An 18,991-nucleotide genomic window follows, 5' to 3' on the forward strand; every position below is an offset into this window, starting at 1 on the left:
AAAGTTCGATTCAGTGCTTTAGAAATGTGAAAGGAATCCAATTGATTTAAAACAGGATAACTAGACTGTGAGAAAGCCTCTTGAAAACGTTCTGCCGTATAACCGGGACCACCATCACTATTGGTGACAACTTGAGTGTTTTCTAAGGAATAATGATTAGCTGTATACGCCTGGACTTCTTTCCAAAAATCATTCGTTGGTTTGGTTGTCATGATGACCTGTGGATTCTTTAGGGAAATACGCTTCCCATTTTTACTCCAACCTTCATGAATGATCGCATGATGGACTTCATGACTTGTCTTTTTCTTTGTTCCACGCACAAATACACCATCTGCCTCGGCAAATAAAAAATCCAACTCATCTCCCTTTGGTAAATAAGCAGCTTCCTCTAATTCCGCTAACATTTCTTCATCAGCTCGCGCTTGTGCCTTCCCAACACGTTTCACAATACTTCCCACAGTTGTATGACTAAGAGTTACTGCGGTCCATTCACCTAATATGCGTGCCGTTTCTCGGTACGTACTCTCACTAGCCAACTCTGCCACTTTTACTTCAACTAAAGGACTATGTCGTTGATATTTTCTAAATCCAATCCATTCATCAAAAGGATAATGCGCCTTTCCATTCACATCGCGCATCAAGGTATGAGTAAAGCGAACCGCCCCAAAAATAAACTGAATCGTTTTTTCATCTTCTCGTTCAACCGTCCAACCTTTACTTTGCATTCTTCTTTTAATCGTTTGATTAAGTTGTGTAAATACGCTCCCCATTAGTGTAGTAAGTAGATCATATATACTAATTTGAATTTGTTCTTCAAACTCAATTAAGTCATTTGTATCCTTTAATAATTCGCTAATTTTTGATATAATTGTATTCATGAAAAGGCCTCTTTCTAATGTATTTGCCGGCTAAGCATACATTTATGATAGAGCGCCTTTTCTTTTTTTTCTAGAATTTTGTTTCAAATCCCCGAGAACTATTTTACACATAGTTAAAAAACTTATATTCTCATATAATTTGTCGAACACTTGGAAAGCCTGGAAATTACTACTGAGCGAACACCTTAGTATGAAATGTCAATAAAGTTATTTATTTTTCGAACTAAAAATGTGCAATACACCATCCGAAAATATGGAAGGTGCATTGCACATTCACACTCCTTTTATTAAAATCTGCTATTCAAATAAGCTAAATATAATATCAGCTATATAAGTTTCCAAAAATGCCGCCATAATAATTATCGGTAAAATTAAAAGGAAGTAAATCTTTATTGTCTCTAGAACCTTCATTATTAGGGATGTTTCTACTTCGTCTGCCTTAAATACACTTCTTATTTTAACTCTAACAACTTGATTTAATTCAAATAGAACTGCAGCAAGTAAACAAAAGGCGTAAACCTCAAAAATATAATGAGGGATAGTTGAAATGATTATGCCAAGGCCTTTTTTGAAATTGGCCTTTAAAGCAATCCCAAAAAGAATTCCGGGAAGAGAAACAGTTGAAATTATATTCAAGAGATATAGAAATTGTATTGGAATTGAAGCCAAGATAAGCATTTGTAAAGGAACCATAAATCCGTTATTAACAATAAATGACCATACTTTCTTAATACCATTAGATTCTTTCACTTGATCCGGTAAATTATTTCCAATTCCTTCTGTTATTTCTTTTAAATCCGGATTGATTATGTATGTTATTACCGTTGCAACAGTTGTTAGTACTACAGCAATTATTAAAAACTTAATTGATCTTTTAAAAACAGTTTTATTAACTACATTTGGTATAGTAACCACCTCACTTAATTAATTTACCCAACCATCTGTACCTTTAATGGAATAAAAAGATTGTAGCTTTTAACAACATTATTTTAAATGAAACATCTTTATGGACATTTAACACTTAGTTGTACTTATGTAAGATAACCTTCCTAACACCAAAATAGGCTGATGTTTTACATCAGCCTTCATTCATTTCTTATTATTTTTCTAATAACTCAATAATTCTCTCAAGATCATCATCTGTATAAAATTCTATTTCAATTTTCCCTTTACGTTTTCCACGATGAATAGATACAGCTGTACCTAGATGGTCACGTAGAACAGATTCCCTTTCTGCAAGGAATATATCCTTTTTAGGATTATCCTTCTTCTTTATTGGCTGTTTTTCATTTAAAGTAGAAATTAACCTTTCAACTTGTCTAACATTTAACTTCTCACTTCTGATTTTATTAACTAAAGGAATCAACCGTTCTTTATCTTTTAAACCAAGTAATGCTCTACCATGCCCCATAGAGAGCTCTCCATTGTTAATATAAGCAACAATATTTTCTGGTAATGATAATAAGCGAACCATATTAGCAATATGGGATCTACTTTTTCCTAGTCGCTTTGACAAGTCCTCCTGGGTAATGCCTAGCTCATTCATTAAATTCGAATAAGCTTGTGCTTCCTCAATTGGTGTTAAATCCTCTCGCTGTAAATTCTCCAATAAAGCAAGCTCCATCATTTTTTCATCTGTTAGTTCTTTAACGATGGCAGGAACTTTCTTTAATCCAGCCTCTTTTGCAGCTCGGAATCGTCTTTCCCCTACTACAATTTCAAACCCTTTTATACTTTGACGTACAATAATCGGCTGAAGAATGCCGTGTTGAATGATAGACTCTTTTAACTCCTCAATAGCATCAGCATGAAACGTTTTTCTCGGCTGATACGGATTTGGCCTACACTCTTTAATAGCTATCTCCTGAACGGAAGCTTTACCTGTATCTTCGACTTCTGGGAATAATGCACTTATACCTTTACCCAACCCTTTCGCCACTAGCCACCACTTCCTTTGCTAATTCAAGATATACTTCTGCTCCTTTTGATTTTGGATCATACGTAATAATTGGTTGTCCATGACTAGGCGCTTCACCTAATCGTACATTTCTTGGAATGATAGATTGATATACTTTATCTTGAAAATACTTCTTAACCTCTTCGATTACTTGAAGCCCCAAATTTGTTCGGGCATCTAACATCGTTAGAAGTACTCCTTCAATCATTAATGATTTATTTAAATGTTTTTGAACTAACCGAATGGTATTCAATAATTGGCTTAAACCTTCCAAAGCATAATATTCACATTGAACCGGAATAATGATTGTATCTGAAGCTGTTAGAGCATTTAAAGTGAGTAAGCCTAACGAAGGAGGACAATCTATTATTATATAGTCATAAGAATCCTTTATACTTTCTAATGCTCTTTTTAAACGAATTTCCCTAGATATGACTGGAACGAGTTCAATTTCTGCACCAGCTAGTTGAATGGTAGCCGGAATTAAATCTAAATTATTTACATTAGTTGAAATGATAACATCCTCTGCTTCTACATCATCAACAAGGACATTATATATACAATGACTAACATCTGCCTTATTAACCCCTACTCCACTTGTTGCATTCCCTTGTGGATCTGTATCGATTAATAACACTTTATTTCCTAAGTGGGCAAGACATGCACTTAAATTCACCGATGAAGTTGTTTTTCCTACGCCACCTTTTTGATTAGCGATGGACATTATTTTCCCCATGTTGACACCTTCCTAAAACTATATACTGTTATTCTATCACTCTTTCTATTAAAACGGTTATATTATTTACACTTTTTTCATATCCTTATAGTTAAAGGCTGTTTGGGTATACTTTGCTAATTAGCTTTCTGCAGGCAGCTACTCTATATAAAAATCTTTACGTAGCTGAGTAATTAACTGACAAATTTATTCGGTTGAATTAGAAAATTTGGCATTCTCTATTAAGCTGGGAGAATGACATAGTTGTACTTATGCAAATCTTTACAGTGGAGGACCCCAGAAAGAAAGTTTTATACTTTCCCATCTGCCAAGTAACCACAGCCTCTTTATAGAGAATAGCCTAGTGGAAAATTATATTTCTTAATCCTATACAAATACCCACCTTATATCTGTAAGATGGGTTAGATTAGAAGTGTATAATTGCTATTTCTTTTTCGGTATTTTTACAGTTATTTGATAGTACTCATCAAATTCCTTTTCATCGGATTCTACATCCACACCAGTTTTGGTAACCATACTCAATGATTGCCGAATGGTGTTCATTGCAATACGAATATCTTTATTAATACCTTTTAGTTTCGGACGTTTCTTTTTAGGTTCTTTCGGCTCCTGCATTTTTGCAACTCGTTCTTCTGTTTGTTTCACATTCAATTCATTTTCAATAATAATTTGTAAAATTTTATTTTGTTTTTCTTCGTCTTTAAGTTTAATTAAAGCTCTAGCATGTCGTTCTGTAATTAATTTATTCAATAATGCATCTTGTACTTCTTTTGGGAGTTTTAAAAGCCGTAATTTATTAGCAATGGTAGATTGATTTTTTCCAAGCCTTTGTGCTAGCGCTTCTTGGGTTAATGAATGCATTTCTAATAATTTAGAGTATGCGAAGGCTTCCTCTATTACTGTTAATTCTTCACGTTGTAAGTTCTCAATTAAAGCAACTGAAGCCGTTTCTGTATCAGTCATTTCACGTACAATAGCAGAGATTGTTTCCCAGCCCAATGATTGGACAGCTCTCCATCTTCTCTCACCAGCAATTATTTCATATTGATCATTTTCATATTTTCTAACAACAATCGGTTGTATCATCCCATGTGTATGAATCGTTTGCGCTAATTCCTGAATTTTTTCATTATCAAAAATAGACCTCGGCTGATAACGGTTTGGTATTATATCTTTTACAGGAAGTTGAATTACTTCATCTGACTGGTAAGATTCCTCATCTATGTCTTTGGAAGATGTTTTATCGCCCAATCCAAAAAATCGATTAAAAGGATGCACCACATTTGACACCACCTTAAATTCTATAAGACTAGTTTTTATCTATGTAAAAAATTGTTTCACGTGAAACAATTTGCTTTAAATATATATAATAAAAATTCAGTATATGAAACTAATTATATACGACTAGATTGGTATTAATCTCACATTCCATTTTACCATATATAGACTTATAAAGGCATCAAAAAGTTAACATTATTAGAAAACTAGGCATTCGCCAAGTCCTTTGGCAAATACCTAGTTTTACAGAACAAAGGCGCAAGCGCCCGTTTAGCGACGTACGGACTGGACTGAGCCGTAGGAGATAAAGGAAACACGACGAACGGAGTGAGTCGATGTTGACTTATCGTACGGAGGTGAAGGAAGTCTCGCTAGTCGCTGGGCGCTGGAGCCGGACGTGGCTATTTCTGTATCTAAGTTAGCCACAGCCATACAAATTTTATAACTTCCTAGACAACAAGCAAGAAAAATTATGTTTAAATTCGTTCATTATAATGGCATTTTATTTGGTGTGCCAGGCTTTCTTGGATATTTATTTGGTGTTTTTCCTTTTTTGTGAATCAAAATGACATTTCGCTCACTTTCCTCTTCTGGAAGTAAGAATGTATGTGATTCCTCTACCTCCCCACCTAATAAGTCAATGGCTTTCTTCGCATCCGATAATTCATCTGTTGCTTGTGCGCCTTTCATTGCAATGAATTTCCCACCCTTTTTAACCAATGGTAGACAAAGTTCACTTAATACCGACATACGCGCAACAGCTCTAGCAGTAACAATATCGAATGATTCCCTATGATCCTTATTTTTCCCAAATGTTTCGGCCCGATCATGGTAAAATGCTATGTTTGTTAAGTCTAGTTGAGCTGCAAGATGATTTAAAAACCCAATACGTTTTTGTAATGAATCAACAATAGTCACCTTTATGTTTGGAAAAACAATTTTCAAAGGAATACTTGGAAAACCAGCTCCCGCTCCAACGTCACATAAAGTCTGCTCCTTAGTAAAATCATAAAAAAAGCTAGCAGAAATAGAGTCATAAAAATGTTTTAAATAAACATCTTCTTCACTTGTTAGTGCGGTTAAATTAATTTTTTCATTCCATTCCACAAGGATTTTATAATACTCGGCAAATTGATCTAGTTGTTTTTTAGTTAATTCTATTCCCTTTTCCTTTAAGGCATTTTCAAATTGTTCTGGGTTCATAGAGTAATAAACTCCTTTATTATACTAATTTGGCAGGTAGGAAAGTATAAGACTTTCTTTCTGGGGCTCCGATTACTCGCACCGACGTAAAAATCTGCAAAAGTGCAACTAAGGCATTCACCCAGCCTAATAGTGAATGCCAAGTTTTTTAAAATTTATGTTACATATGTAAAGTCGTCCATTAACCGTCTTTGGCTAATGGACAAATTCATTCTATTAATTAGCGACTCTTGCTATATTTCCTTGTTCAATATACACAAGTAAAATGGAAATATCAGCTGGGTTTACCCCTGAAATTCGTGATGCTTGACCAATAGACAATGGTTGGATTTTCTTTAGTTTTTGTCTAGCTTCTGTTGCTAAACCACTAATAGCATCATAATCAATGTTTTCTGGGATCTTCTTATCCTCCATTTTTAGCATACGTCTTACTTGGTCGATTGCCTTTTTAATATACCCTTCATATTTAATTTGAATACCTACTTGATCTTTTACTTCATTATTTAACTCAGGGTTCGACTCAATGATTCCTTCGATATTTTCATATTCGAGTTCCGGTCTCTTCAATAAATCATACGCTTTTGTCGGCTCTTTTAATGGTGATGCCCCTGCTTCACTCATCATTTGTAAGACTGTTTCGGTTGGTTTAATCGTTACTGTTTTCAAGCGAGCTTTTTCTTCCTCAATTAAACGTTTTTTGTTAAGGAATTTTTCATAGCGTTCTTCCGAAATTAAACCAATTTCATATCCTATATCTGTTAAACGTAAATCTGCATTATCATGTCTTAGCAATAAACGATATTCCGCACGAGAAGTTAATAAACGATAGGGTTCGTTCGTTCCTTTAGTAACAAGGTCATCAATCATAACCCCAATATAACCTTGTGATCTATCTAAAATAATAGGCTCTTTCTCAAATACTTTTCTAACTGCATTAATACCAGCCATAATACCTTGACCAGCTGCTTCTTCATATCCAGATGTACCATTAATTTGTCCAGCTGTAAATAGTCCGGGGATTGCCTTTGTTTCAAGTGTTGGCCATAATTGTGTTGGAACTACTGCATCATATTCAATGGCATAACCAGGACGCATGATTTCAGCATTTTCTAAACCAGGAATAGAACGGACAACCTTATGCTGAACCGCCTCTGGTAATGAGGTAGACAATCCTTGTACATAAACCTCTTCTGTGTTTCTTCCTTCAGGTTCTAAAAACACTTGATGACGAGGTTTATCATTAAAACGAACAATTTTATCTTCAATAGATGGGCAATAACGTGGACCTGTTCCTCGTTTAGCCCCTGAATACATAGCAGATAACCCTAAATTATCGTTAATAACTTGGTGAGTAAATTCATTCGTATAAGTTAACCAACATGGGATTTGTTCAACCAAATTTTCCGTTGTTTCATATGAAAAATATTTAGGATTTTCATCCCCTGGTTGAATCTCCGTTTTGGAATAATCAATCGTATGATGGTTTACACGTGGTGGAGTTCCCGTTTTAAATCTAACCAATTCCAATCCTAATGCTTCTAAATTACTTGATAATTTAAGGGATGGACGTTGGTTGTTTGGACCACTTTCATATTCAAGGTCCCCCATCAATACTTTACCACGCATGTATGTCCCAGTAGTCAAAATAACTGCATCTGCATAATAAGCAGCATGAGTTTCTGTTATAACTCCTTTACATACCCCGTCTTCTACAATAATTTCTTCCACCATTGCCTGACGTATAGTTAAATTCTTTTCATTTTCAATTAACTTTTTCATTTCTCTACTATATAAAGCTTTATCCGCTTGTGCGCGCAATGCCTGTACCGCGGGGCCTTTCCCAGTATTTAGCATACGCATTTGAATATAGGTTTTATCAATCATTTTGCCCATGATTCCACCTAGGGCATCCACTTCACGAACAACAATACCTTTTGCAGGACCCCCAATGGATGGATTACATGGCATAAAAGCGATCATATCTAAATTTAGTGTGAGCATTAATGTCTTTGCTCCCATTCGTGCTGCCGCAACACCAGCTTCTACACCAGCATGACCAGCACCTACAACGATGACATCATAACGTCCTGCATTGTATGTCATATATTTTCATCCTCTCTATAAGAATATGTTCAAAAAGTCCGGTGAAAATGACACTTCGACGTTTCTAGTTGGCAAGACACACCGTTCCCTACGTATTAACTGCATACGTTCCGGTAACGGGAGCTACGCCGCCTCGAACTGCGACGCACAGGACGTGCTAGTGTCGGCGTTGCAACAAATCTTTACGGTGGGGCGAGTAATCGGAGCCCCAGGACGTTGCGACTTTAGCCGACCTCGGTCCTTTTCATCCTCCCTTTTGAACAACCACTATTATTTTTATTTTCCTAAACAAAATTGTGAAAATAATTGATCAATCAAACTATCACTAGCTGTATCACCTATAATTTCACCAAGAAATTCCCATGTTCTTGTCACATCTATTTGAACAATATCTAAAGGCATCCCAAGTTCAATGCCCTCCATCGCATCTTCTAAGGCTTTTTTGGCTTTATTTAATAGTTGTATATGTCGAACATTTGAAACATACGTCATATCGCCAGCATCAATTTCACCAGAAAAGAACGTGTTGGCAATAGCCTTTTCCAATTCGTTAATACCTTCCTCTTGTAATAATGAGGTAGTAACCAATAGTTTACCATGAGCAAGTTCTTTAACCTGCTCCAGATCGAGTTTTTTCTCCAAGTCTGTTTTATTTACGATTACGATATATTCTAGACCTTTTACTGCTTCGAATAATCGAATATCTTCTTCAGATAGTTCTTCATTATAATTCAAAACAAATAAAATGAGATCTGATTCTTTTAATACTTGTCTTGATCGTTCCACACCAATTCTTTCAACAATATCCTCTGTTTCTCGGATACCAGCTGTGTCTATTAATCGTAATGGAACCCCTCTTACATTTACATATTCTTCTATAATATCACGGGTAGTGCCCGGAACCTCTGTAACAATTGCTTTATTTTCTTGAACAAGTGTATTCATTAAAGAAGATTTCCCTACGTTTGGTCTACCTATAATAGCAGTTCCAAGACCTTCTCGTAAAATTTTCCCTTGTTTTGCTACTTCTAAAAGCTTTTCTATTTCAGCATGAACTTCTTTCGTTTTTGTTCGCATCATTTCATGCGACATTTCTTCCACATCATCGTATTCTGGATAATCAATATTTACCTCAACATGAGCAACCGTTTCTAGTAAATCTTGTCGTAAACGTTGAATGAGACCTGATAATCTACCATCCATTTGTTTTAATGCCACATTCATTGCTTTATCTGTTTTGGCTCGAATTAAATCCATTACTGCTTCCGCCTGAGATAAGTCAATTCGTCCATTTAAAAATGCTCTTTTCGTAAACTCACCCGGTTCTGCAAGTCTAGCACCATTCGATAATAATAAATCTAAAATACGATTAACTGCCACCATACCACCATGACAATTGATTTCTACTACATCTTCGCGAGTAAATGTCTTAGGCGCATGCATGATGGAAACCATCACTTCATCCACTAATTCCTTCGTTTCCGGATTGATGATTTTCCCATAATTAATCGTATGCGAATCCACATTCAATAAATCTTTCCCCTTAAATACCTTAGCCGTTATTTGAATTGCTTCTTTCCCACTTAATCTAACAATCGCAATGGCCCCTTCACCAATTGGGGTTGAAATTGCAGTAATTGTATCTGCCTCCATCATTACCTTCACCTCCAACATTTCCTCAACACTAATCTATATTATAAAGAAAACTTCCATCAGTAGGAGTTGCCCTTCATCCCCACTGATGGTTAATTGTACTTATCGAACCTTTATGGGCAGTTGACCTACCACCTACTCTATTTCCCTAGAAACTTGAAGTGGAAGTCTTACTGCCCGTTTAAGTGGATAAACTTTAAATTTTAGTCTCTAACATAATAGGATAACACATAAATTCAAAATAATAAACTTATCCACAATAATCGGTATAAAAACAATCAATAAATATATTATCAACATGTGGATAATATTTCAGACACTTTATTATAACGCCCTATAAAAAATTATCAACCATATATTTTTCCATTAAAAAGCTCTGCAATTTTTTGCAGAGCTTTAATCTTATTTATTTAATTCGTTTTTAGCCATTTGTACCAATTCTTTAACCATGTTTCCACCAATATTTCCGCCAATCTTACCAGCATCTTTTGCTTTTATATTTCCGTTATAACCGTTGCTTAGCGGAATACCATGTTCTTTAGCAACCTCATATTTAGCTTGGTCTGGACTATTCGCTTCTGTTACTTTTGCTTTAAGTTGATCAAGGCCATTTCTAGCTTCTGGGACAAGAATTTTATTTTTCTTTGCCATTTTATCCACCTTTTCCCTATTATTGAACACCTCTTTGACAATTACTCTCTTGGTAATTTCCCATCCTTACCATCGGTTATATTATGTTCTTCTATTGATCCTTCCATATACGAATCAGAAACTTGTTCATGGGTCTCTGCCATCCCTTTTGAAAGCTGGTCATTACTATGATAATCCGAATGCTGATACGTCTTATCTCCTACTACCGATTTTGTTCTATCCTTTTTAGGCATGTCCAGTTCCTCCGTATTCTAAAATATTTAAGATGTTAGAGAGATCGTCTAATAATAAATCCATTTCCTCTTCTTTTAACATGATAGGTATTTGATCATTCACTGTGAGCATAAAGCTATCCTGTTGTTTCGCTAAATAATTACGTAATTGAATAAGCTGGGTTAAAGACAATTCAGATCCTGTTTCCATACTTTTTACTTGTGTTAAATAAAAGTTCTCATTGTCTTCAAGAAATTCCCCACTAAATATATCTCCGTTATATTGCTCCATAAAAAAAACTCCTTTTTCAATTAATCATTATGCATAGTATTAGATTTATCTCCTATTGCATTCATAATGTGAAAAAGGAATTTGATATTAATTTATGCTAATTAGCGATTTTTAAACAAAAAACCTTGGAGATCTTCCAAGGTTTTAAAAGTAAGTATTAGATTTAGTTTGTTTAAGCTTTTCTTAAGAATCGCCACGTCCAGCCCGTACGTCTCGTTTTTAGCCTGTAAGGGGGCTTCCGCTTTTGTTCTTAAGATGGTTTAATTACAATATGACGATGTGGTTCTTGACCATCGGAACAAGTCGAAACTTCGGGGATGTCCTGTAAAACACTATGGATAATTTTCCGCTCATAAGCTGGCATTGGTTCAAGAGCAACTTTCGTCTTTGTACGAATAACTTTATCCGCCATTCGTGAAGCTAATGATTCCAATGTTTCTCTTCTTCTCTCCCGATAGCCTTCCGCATCTAATGTTACAGTGTAATACTTTTTACTATTTTTATTAATCACAAGTCGAACTAAATATTGAAGTGCATTTAATGTTTGTCCTCGTTTTCCGATAATAATTGCAAGATTTCCCCCATTTAACTCAAATGTTACATGCTTTCCATCTACTGTTGTATTTATATGAACATCCAGATTCATATTAGCTGTCACTTGTTTAATATAGTTTTCAGCCTCTTCAATTGGATCAGGTAACATTTCAACTTTTACAATGGCAGGCTTTGCACCAAATAAACCCAATATTCCCTTCTTGCCTTCATCAATAATGGTAATTTCCACTTGGTCTTTCGTGGTGTTTAACTGCTCTAATGCTGATTGGACCGCCTCTTCAACTGTTTGTCCACTAGCAGTTATCTCTTTCACTTTTTAACTCCTCCACTATTATTGTTACTCATCAAAGGTTTATTGATAAGAATAGTTTGTAAAATCATGAAGACATTACCAGTTGCCCAATATAAAGCTAACGCAGCTGGGAACATGAATGCCATAACCGTAATCATAATTGGCATCACATATAACATCATTTTCATCTGCATTGCTACTTGTGGGTTAGAGTTTGCAGATGTATTAGTTGACATCATTAATTTGGATTGGAAAAAAGTAAGAATACCTGTAATAAATGGTAAAATATTATCTGGTGATCCTAATTCAAACCATAGAAAGCTATAGTTACTAATTTCATAAGTACGAACAATCGCATGGTACATCGCAATTAAAATCGGCATTTGAACGATAATTGGCAAACAACCTGCGAGTGGATTTACATTATGCTCTTGCATTAACTTCATTGTTTCTTGTTGAAGCTTTTGTTGAGTGTTAGCATCTTTAGAGCTATACTTCTTCTGAATTTCTTGTAATTTAGGTTGAACTTCCTGCATTGCTTTTGAACTTTTGATTTGCTTCACACTTAAAGGTAATATCAAAAGTCTAAGGAAAATAGTAACAATAATAATAGATAGACCATAACTATTGTTAAATATTTGGGCTATTTTAATAATTACCCATGAAAGCGGATAAACAAAAACCTCATTCCAAATACCTTCACTTTCTGACGTTATCGGTTGGCCAGTTTGCGTACAGCCGGCGAGTAGTACGACCAATCCAACGAAAGCCAGAAGCAATAAATACTTCTTGCGCAATTCTTTTCCTCCTCAAATAAACACGGATATATACTAATTGATATTTTATATTAAAAAGACATAACTTTCTATTTTAAACTTAAACAACTTGGCATTTACCAAGCCTTTAAACAAATGCCTTGTTGCACTTATGAAATGGGAAGGACTTTATACCTAACCAAAACATTTACCTTTTTAATAAACGTTCTTTATATAAAAGATGGGTTAAACTCTTTTTTACTTCTTCATACCCCATATCTTTCGTCTGATTTCTAGCAATAATTACGATATCATGTGGGTATTTTATTTGACCTTCCAATTCTTGAAAAGCTTGACGCAAATATCTTTTAATTCTATTACGTGTCACAGCATTTCCGATTTTTTTACCGACCGAAAGTCCAACTCTAAAATGACTCTGTCCAGGTTTTTCTATGTAGTAAATAACAAGCTGACGGTTAGCAAAGGATTTACCTTTTTTAAACACAAACTGGAATTCCTCATTATTTTTAATACGAAATCTTTTTTTCATTCTTACCACCTATCTAACCCTTACAAGCCTGTCCTATTTGTTTTTAATATGTACAATCTTTCATTAATGTAATGATATGTAGAAAAAGACCACTGAGTCAACAGTGGCCTATGCTGATAATACTTTTCTTCCTTTACGGCGACGACGAGCTAGAACTTTACGTCCATTTTTTGTGCTCATACGAGCGCGAAAACCGTGTACTTTTTTACGTTTACGATTATTTGGTTGGAATGTTCTTTTCATTTATCTTGCACCTCCCTAAGGGAAAACTTCATATCTAAAATTAATGTTCATAACTTATCTATCAGACAGTCTTTGTAATTATACGTAATTTCTAGGTGATTTGTCAAATCTATTTTTGAACAAAGGCGAAAGCGCCCGTTTAGCGACGTACGGACTGGACTGAGCCGCAGGAGATAAAAGAAACACGACGAACGGAGTGAGTCGATGTTGACTTATCGTACGGAGGTGAAGGAAGTCTCGCTAGTCGCTGGGCGCTGGAGCCGGACGTGGTCCTCCCTATGACAAGATTTAATAAGCTATTTTTTTATACTTTCTTTTCAAAAAGTTCAATGGAAATAATACTTCGAAGTTTCTAGTTGGCTCACTTTTCTGGAATGAAGTGCACTTGCTCATCTATTAACTATATACATTACGCTTTTAGTCGACCTCGCTTCATCCTTCTTTTTAATCACCCACTTAAAGCTCCTTCAATTGAACATCCTTTACTCCAAATTAATATCCTCACTCAGATCCACCCAAATATTTTAACTTCCCCCAAAACGCCTATATATTTCAATTAATTTTTTATCCACAATCCTATCTTAACAAAAAATCGACAATATTTTTCTATCCACAACAATTATCGACAAGTAAATAACAAAATATAGTAGTGTGGATAGTGTTTTTGCACAAGTAGTTGTCTTTGTGGATAAGTGTTCAAAAACCATTGCACATCTAGTTTTTTTTTGTTATCATATTAATGTTTTCACTTGTGGAAAAAATAACTGGTAAATAATTTATCCACAAACTGTGAATAAGCTGTGGATATTTATTAACACCCTATATAACAATTTTATAAACATACATGTGGATAACGTATATAACCTTTTCTAACCCTTCTTTATTCATATTTTAATTATCCACAAAAGAATTCTACAAAAATCATCATATACTTTATATTCAGCATGCCTTTTCCATCATTCGGTATGAAATGAGGGATGCTTTTTCTGTTATTTTTTGAAAGGAGTGAACTCCGTATTGGAAAATATTGAGGAGCTTTGGGTTGCTACTTTAGAAAAAATCGAAGAAAAAATTAGTAAACCAAGTTTTGATACATGGCTAAAGAATACAAAAGCTGAAGCACTAGAAAAAGATACGTTAGTTGTATCGGCTCCAAATGAATTTGCTAGAGATTGGCTAGAAAACCAATACACTGATTTAATTTCTGACATTATCGGTGAAATAACCGGATCACGTCTTAAAACAAAGTTCATTATTCCGGATATAACCCCGGAAGTAGAAGAATTAAAACCAATTCCAAAGGTTAAAGACACAGCAAATGATTTTCCAAAAACGATGCTAAATCCAAAGTATACGTTTGATACTTTTGTTATAGGTGCTGGTAATAGATTTGCTCATGCAGCATCTTTAGCTGTTGCAGAAGCACCTGCTAAGGCGTATAACCCTCTTTTTATTTATGGGGGCGTTGGTTTAGGAAAAACCCATTTAATGCACGCAATTGGCCATTATGTATTAGAACATAATCCTAAAGCAAAAGTAGTGTATATTACATCTGAAAAATTTACGAATGAATTTATTGATGGGATTATGGATAATAAAACAACAAGTTTTCGCAATAAGTATCGAAATGTTGATGTCCTATTAATAGATGATATTCAATTTATAGCCGGAAAAGAATCAACTCAGGAAGAATTTTTCCATACATTCAATACATTACATGAGGAAAGTAAACAAATTATTATTTCTAGTGACCGTCCACCTAAAGAGATTCCTACACTAGAAGATCGTTTACGCTCTCGTTTTGAATGGGGATTAATTACCGATATTACACCACCTGATTTAGAAACAAGAATTGCTATTTTGAATAAAAAAGCTAAAGCAGACGGACTTGATATTCCTAATGAAGTTATGCTTTATATTGCTAATCAAATCGATACGAATATTCGTGAATTAGAAGGAGCGCTAATTAGAGTAGTAGCGTATTCTTCTCTAGTAAATAAAGACATTGATGCTTCACTTGCAGCGGATGCATTAAAAGATATTATTCCTTCAAATAAACCAAAAGTAGTAACGATTCTAGGGATTCAAGAAGCAGTTGGTGAAAAATATAATGTGAAATTGGAGGATTTTGCAGCTAAGAAAAGGACGAAATCTATTGCCTTTCCCAGGCAGATAGCAATGTATCTATCACGTGAAATGACAGATTTTTCATTGCCTAAAATTGGAGAAGAATTTGGTGGGCGTGATCACACAACAGTTATACACGCTCATGAAAAAATATCTAAATTACTAGAAAAAGACTCCGATTTTAATCGAGATATTGAAGATCTTAAAGAAACAATTAAATCATTATGACGAAACTAACAGTAATCCACATGTGAATATTGTTAATGGAACATCATAATTATAAACACTATATCCACATGTGGAAAACAAAGGTTTAAAACTATAAAATGCACTTATCCACATAATAACAGGTATTATTACTATTATTATTATATTTTTATAAATAAATAATATAAATAGAACTTCCAACTAGGAGGATTTTTTTATGAAATTTATTATTCAAAGAGAGCAATTGATTTCTAGTGTTCAAAATGTAATGAAGGCTGTATCATCCCGACCAGTTATTCCGATTTTGACAGGAATTAAGATTGAAGCAAAAGAACATGGAATTACGTTAACAGGTAGTGACTCAGATGTGTCAATTGAATCCTATATTCCACGTGAAGAAGATGGAAATGTTAATGTAGAGCAAATTGAAGAAGGTAACATTGTTTTACAGGCTAAATATTTCCCTGATATTGTACGTAAATTGCCAGAGAAAACAGTCGAAATTGAATCTGATCCTAATTTAAAAGTAACGATTCGATCAGGTAAAGCAGAATTTATTCTAAATGGACAAGATGCGGATGAATATCCACAGCTACCAACAATTCAAACAGACGATAGTTTTGAAATACCAATTGATTTATTAAAAGGTATGATTAAACAAACCGTATTTGCTGTCTCTACCATGGAAACACGCCCGATTTTAACTGGGGTTAATTTAAATTTAAGCAATAATGTATTAAAGTTTGTAGCAACAGATAGTCACCGTTTAGCTTCAAGAGAAGTACCTATTTCTAATACAAATCTTGAATTTAAAAATATTGTAGTACCTGGAAAAAGTTTAAATGAGCTAAATAAAATATTAGTTGACTCAGAAGAAACGGTAGAAATAAGTGTTACAAATAATCAAATATTATTCCGTACAAAATACTTAAATTTCCTATCTCGTTTATTAGATGGGAATTATCCAGAAACTGCACGTTTAATTCCAGAACAATATAAAACACAAATTCAAGTCAAAACAAAAGAACTTTTGAGTACTATTGATCGTGCTTCGTTACTAGCAAAAGAGGAACGTAATAATGTTGTCCGATTAACTACACAGGAATCACAATTAATTGAAATTAGTAGTAACTCACCAGAAATTGGGAATGTAACGGAAGAAATAATGGCTCAACTAATGGAAGGAGAAGAATTAAAGATCTCTTTCAGCTCCAAATATATGATTGATGCATTAAAGGCAATTGAATATGATGAGGTATCTATTGCATTTACTGGTGCAATGAGACCATTTGTCATCCGCCCTGTAAATGATGATTCTATTTTACAACTTATACTTCCAGTAAGAACGTATTAAAAAACTATGTAGAAAGAAAAAAGGAAATTGGTTCATACTAATTTCCTTTTTTGTATTCTGAAATAAACCTTATGCTAAAAATCAAATATAGGCCTTTTTAAGCGATTTATTTTATTTTCTAGGGGTTTACCTTCCCTAAAAGCAAAAACTTTAGTAAAATAGGTATATAAAAGTTTTAGAAGGATAAGAAGGTTAATAGACATAAAAATATTAAAATAGATTGTGGTGAGAAATTTGCATGAAGAAGTAAAAATTGGAACGGATTATATTACATTAGGACAATTAATTAAACTTCTAAACATTTTTGATTCGGGTGGTATGGTTAAAGCTTACTTACAAGATGTTGGTGTAATGGTTAATAGTGAGAAAGAACATCGTCGAGGAAGAAAGCTATATCCAAATGATGTCGTAGAAATAGAAGAGCATGGTTCTTATATTGTAAAAAAAGAGGCCTAATTATGCACATAGAAAGGCTAGAGCTAAAAAATTATCGGAATTACGAGAGTCAATCTATTGAATTTGATGACAAAGTAAATGTCATCATTGGAGAAAATGCCCAAGGCAAAACAAATTTGATGGAGGCAATTTATGTATTAGCTTTCACAAAGTCTCACCGTACTTCACATGAAAAAGAACTTATCCAATGGGATAAAGAGTATGCTAAAATAGAAGGTAGAGTAAAGAAGAGAAATCAATCTGTCCCATTGGAATTTATTATTTCTAAAAAGGGCAAGAGGGCAAAATTGAATCATCTCGAGCAAAAAAGATTAAGTGACTATATAGGTGCAATGAATATCGTCATGTTTGCGCCCGAAGATTTAACTCTTGTCAAAGGGCCACCACAGATTAGACGCAGATTCATTGATATGGAATTAGGGCAAATTCAACCTACCTATATTTATCATCTAGGGCAATATCAAAGAATTTTAAAACAAAGAAACTTTCTTTTAAAACAAATGCAACGAAGAGAAAAAACAGATATGGCCATGTTAGAAGTATTAACGACACAATTAGTTGAACACGCAGCTATTATTTTAGAGAAACGTTTTATATTTCTAAATTTACTAAAGGGTTGGGCTAATTCCATTCATCATGGCATTAGTAGAGGATTAGAGAAACTAGAAATTAAGTATAGTGCGACAATAGAAGTATCAGACGATGGAAATAAGGAGAAAATAAATAGTATCTATTTTGATAAATTTCAGGAAATAAGAGACAAAGAGATAGAACGGGGAACCACTCTTATCGGTCCTCATCGTGATGATTTAATTTTTTTAGTTAATGAGAAAGATGTTCAAACATACGGTTCACAAGGACAGCAACGGACAACAGCCCTATCTTTAAAGCTAGCAGAGATTGAATTGATCCATAAAGAAGTTGGAGAATATCCCATATTACTTCTTGATGATGTTTTAAGCGAATTAGATGATTATAGACAATCACATTTATTAAATACCATTCAAGGAAAAGTACAAACCTTTGTTTCTACTACTAGCGTAGATGGTATTCACCACGAAACATTAAAAAAAGCGGAGTTATTTCGTGTCAGTAAAGGTAACATTGAACTTTAGCCAAATCAATTAGAAAGGATTTGGAAAATGTTTATTCATATAGGAAATGGTAATGTTATTCAATCTAAAGATGTCATAGCAATTATCGATTATCAAAGCATTTCTTCGTCTGTGATTATGGAAGAAATGATACAAGCTTGGAAAAAGGAAAAGAAAATTGTTGGACCAAAAAGTAATGCCAAATCAGTTATTGTAACGGAAAATCAAATATATTATACGGCAGTTTCCGTTTCAACACTTAAAAAACGTACAGGCATAACACAGGGAATTAGTAATGAACAAGATTTTTCTGATGAAATTTCTCTATAAATTTGATTTCAAATAAATTCATGATTTCTATCATTAAAACGAGGTTCAAAAAGGAGAATAAAAAG

Annotated in this window: 20 protein-coding genes; 5 read left to right on the forward strand and 15 right to left on the reverse strand. The window is 34.1% G+C overall.

Annotation, left to right across the window (positions count from 1 at the left end; all coding sequences use genetic code 11):
- From ACFQ18_RS10550 to rpmH, 15 genes are all read right to left on the reverse strand, one after another.
- On the reverse strand, positions 1 to 878 hold an 878-nt coding region (locus ACFQ18_RS10550), incomplete at its 3' end, for an ISLre2 family transposase (RefSeq protein ID WP_379566317.1).
- A 297-nt stretch (positions 879 to 1,175) separates the two neighbouring features.
- Complete coding sequence (locus ACFQ18_RS10555; RefSeq protein ID WP_047186844.1) at positions 1,176 to 1,793, reverse strand: stage II sporulation protein M; 618 nt, start codon at positions 1,791 to 1,793, stop codon at positions 1,176 to 1,178.
- 184 nt (positions 1,794 to 1,977) lie between these two features.
- Positions 1,978 to 2,817, reverse strand: coding sequence for a ParB/RepB/Spo0J family partition protein (locus tag ACFQ18_RS10560; RefSeq protein ID WP_047186845.1), 840 nt, complete (start codon positions 2,815 to 2,817; stop codon positions 1,978 to 1,980).
- A complete protein-coding gene (locus ACFQ18_RS10565) occupies positions 2,798 to 3,571 on the reverse strand; it encodes a ParA family protein (RefSeq protein WP_047186846.1) in 774 nt (257 codons plus the stop codon). The genes ACFQ18_RS10560 and ACFQ18_RS10565 overlap by 20 nt, the downstream gene beginning before the upstream one ends.
- A 423-nt stretch (positions 3,572 to 3,994) precedes the next feature.
- Positions 3,995 to 4,852, reverse strand: coding sequence for a nucleoid occlusion protein (gene noc, locus ACFQ18_RS10570; protein ID WP_047186847.1), 858 nt, complete (start codon positions 4,850 to 4,852; stop codon positions 3,995 to 3,997).
- A gap of 486 nt (positions 4,853 to 5,338) precedes the next feature.
- A complete protein-coding gene (gene rsmG / locus ACFQ18_RS10575) occupies positions 5,339 to 6,052 on the reverse strand; it encodes a 16S rRNA (guanine(527)-N(7))-methyltransferase RsmG (protein WP_047186848.1) in 714 nt (237 codons plus the stop codon).
- Positions 6,053 to 6,268: 216 nt separating this feature from the next.
- The gene (gene mnmG / locus ACFQ18_RS10580; protein ID WP_060668668.1) at positions 6,269 to 8,155 is read right to left on the reverse strand and encodes a tRNA uridine-5-carboxymethylaminomethyl(34) synthesis enzyme MnmG; all 1,887 of its coding nucleotides are present in this window, start codon (positions 8,153 to 8,155) and stop codon (positions 6,269 to 6,271) included.
- 276 nt (positions 8,156 to 8,431) lie between these two features.
- A complete protein-coding gene (mnmE, locus tag ACFQ18_RS10585) occupies positions 8,432 to 9,808 on the reverse strand; it encodes a tRNA uridine-5-carboxymethylaminomethyl(34) synthesis GTPase MnmE (protein ID WP_047186927.1) in 1,377 nt (458 codons plus the stop codon).
- 402 nt (positions 9,809 to 10,210) lie between these two features.
- Positions 10,211 to 10,459, reverse strand: a complete 249-nt coding sequence (locus ACFQ18_RS10590) for an alpha/beta-type small acid-soluble spore protein (RefSeq protein WP_060668667.1) — start codon at positions 10,457 to 10,459, stop codon at positions 10,211 to 10,213.
- Between the two features lie 41 nt (positions 10,460 to 10,500).
- Entirely contained in the window at positions 10,501 to 10,692 is a 192-nt protein-coding gene (locus ACFQ18_RS10595; RefSeq protein WP_047186851.1) for a YozQ family protein, read from the reverse strand.
- Positions 10,685 to 10,963, reverse strand: coding sequence for a hypothetical protein (locus tag ACFQ18_RS10600; RefSeq protein ID WP_145524096.1), 279 nt, complete (start codon positions 10,961 to 10,963; stop codon positions 10,685 to 10,687). Before ACFQ18_RS10600 ends, ACFQ18_RS10595 begins: the two co-directional genes overlap by 8 nt.
- Positions 10,964 to 11,213: 250 nt before the next feature.
- Positions 11,214 to 11,831, reverse strand: coding sequence for an RNA-binding cell elongation regulator Jag/EloR (gene jag / locus ACFQ18_RS10605; RefSeq protein ID WP_047186853.1), 618 nt, complete (start codon positions 11,829 to 11,831; stop codon positions 11,214 to 11,216).
- Positions 11,828 to 12,607 (reverse strand): membrane protein insertase YidC, encoded by a 780-nt coding sequence (gene yidC / locus ACFQ18_RS10610; protein ID WP_047186854.1) that lies wholly within the window; start codon positions 12,605 to 12,607, stop codon positions 11,828 to 11,830. Before yidC ends, jag begins: the two co-directional genes overlap by 4 nt.
- A gap of 166 nt (positions 12,608 to 12,773) precedes the next feature.
- Positions 12,774 to 13,115, reverse strand: a complete 342-nt coding sequence (gene rnpA, locus ACFQ18_RS10615; RefSeq protein WP_204798321.1) for a ribonuclease P protein component — start codon at positions 13,113 to 13,115, stop codon at positions 12,774 to 12,776.
- Positions 13,116 to 13,223: 108 nt separating this feature from the next.
- Positions 13,224 to 13,358: a 50S ribosomal protein L34 gene (gene rpmH, locus ACFQ18_RS10620; RefSeq protein WP_010094630.1), complete on the reverse strand. Its 135-nt coding sequence runs from the start codon at positions 13,356 to 13,358 to the stop codon at positions 13,224 to 13,226.
- A 1,017-nt stretch (positions 13,359 to 14,375) separates the two neighbouring features.
- Here rpmH and dnaA point away from each other — a divergent pair.
- From dnaA to remB, 5 genes are all read left to right on the forward strand, one after another.
- The gene (dnaA, locus tag ACFQ18_RS10625; protein WP_047186856.1) at positions 14,376 to 15,713 is read left to right on the forward strand and encodes a chromosomal replication initiator protein DnaA; all 1,338 of its coding nucleotides are present in this window, start codon (positions 14,376 to 14,378) and stop codon (positions 15,711 to 15,713) included.
- A gap of 196 nt (positions 15,714 to 15,909) precedes the next feature.
- The gene (gene dnaN / locus ACFQ18_RS10630; protein WP_047186857.1) at positions 15,910 to 17,046 is read left to right on the forward strand and encodes a DNA polymerase III subunit beta; all 1,137 of its coding nucleotides are present in this window, start codon (positions 15,910 to 15,912) and stop codon (positions 17,044 to 17,046) included.
- A gap of 234 nt (positions 17,047 to 17,280) precedes the next feature.
- A complete protein-coding gene (gene yaaA / locus ACFQ18_RS10635; protein WP_060668663.1) occupies positions 17,281 to 17,502 on the forward strand; it encodes a S4 domain-containing protein YaaA in 222 nt (73 codons plus the stop codon).
- 2 nt (positions 17,503 to 17,504) lie between these two features.
- The gene (gene recF / locus ACFQ18_RS10640) at positions 17,505 to 18,617 is read left to right on the forward strand and encodes a DNA replication/repair protein RecF (RefSeq protein WP_145524098.1); all 1,113 of its coding nucleotides are present in this window, start codon (positions 17,505 to 17,507) and stop codon (positions 18,615 to 18,617) included.
- Positions 18,618 to 18,644: 27 nt separating this feature from the next.
- Positions 18,645 to 18,926 (forward strand): extracellular matrix regulator RemB, encoded by a 282-nt coding sequence (gene remB / locus ACFQ18_RS10645; RefSeq protein WP_145524099.1) that lies wholly within the window; start codon positions 18,645 to 18,647, stop codon positions 18,924 to 18,926.
- Positions 18,927 to 18,991: the final 65 nt, after the last annotated feature.

The sequence above is a fragment of the Oceanobacillus caeni genome (assembly GCF_042678465.1).
In the GTDB taxonomy this organism is placed as follows: domain Bacteria; phylum Bacillota; class Bacilli; order Bacillales; family Amphibacillaceae; genus Oceanobacillus; species Oceanobacillus caeni.

What these genes read in the sequence shown, in the direction of transcription:
- rpmH (WP_010094630.1), bottom strand. Translation starts at nt 13,358, where the DNA reads ATGAAAAGAACATTCCAACCAAATAATCGTAAACGTAAAAAAGTACAC.
- rsmG (WP_047186848.1), bottom strand. Translation starts at nt 6,052, where the DNA reads ATGAACCCAGAACAATTTGAAAATGCCTTAAAGGAAAAGGGAATAGAA.
- ACFQ18_RS10565 (WP_047186846.1), bottom strand. Translation starts at nt 3,571, where the DNA reads ATGGGGAAAATAATGTCCATCGCTAATCAAAAAGGTGGCGTAGGAAAA.
- mnmG (WP_060668668.1), bottom strand. Translation starts at nt 8,155, where the DNA reads ATGACATACAATGCAGGACGTTATGATGTCATCGTTGTAGGTGCTGGT.
- ACFQ18_RS10590 (WP_060668667.1), bottom strand. Translation starts at nt 10,459, where the DNA reads ATGGCAAAGAAAAATAAAATTCTTGTCCCAGAAGCTAGAAATGGCCTT.
- ACFQ18_RS10600 (WP_145524096.1), bottom strand. Translation starts at nt 10,963, where the DNA reads ATGGAGCAATATAACGGAGATATATTTAGTGGGGAATTTCTTGAAGAC.
- dnaN (WP_047186857.1), top strand. Translation starts at nt 15,910, where the DNA reads ATGAAATTTATTATTCAAAGAGAGCAATTGATTTCTAGTGTTCAAAAT.
- recF (WP_145524098.1), top strand. Translation starts at nt 17,505, where the DNA reads ATGCACATAGAAAGGCTAGAGCTAAAAAATTATCGGAATTACGAGAGT.
- ACFQ18_RS10595 (WP_047186851.1), bottom strand. Translation starts at nt 10,692, where the DNA reads ATGCCTAAAAAGGATAGAACAAAATCGGTAGTAGGAGATAAGACGTAT.
- rnpA (WP_204798321.1), bottom strand. Translation starts at nt 13,115, where the DNA reads ATGAAAAAAAGATTTCGTATTAAAAATAATGAGGAATTCCAGTTTGTG.
- mnmE (WP_047186927.1), bottom strand. Translation starts at nt 9,808, where the DNA reads ATGGAGGCAGATACAATTACTGCAATTTCAACCCCAATTGGTGAAGGG.
- remB (WP_145524099.1), top strand. Translation starts at nt 18,645, where the DNA reads ATGTTTATTCATATAGGAAATGGTAATGTTATTCAATCTAAAGATGTC.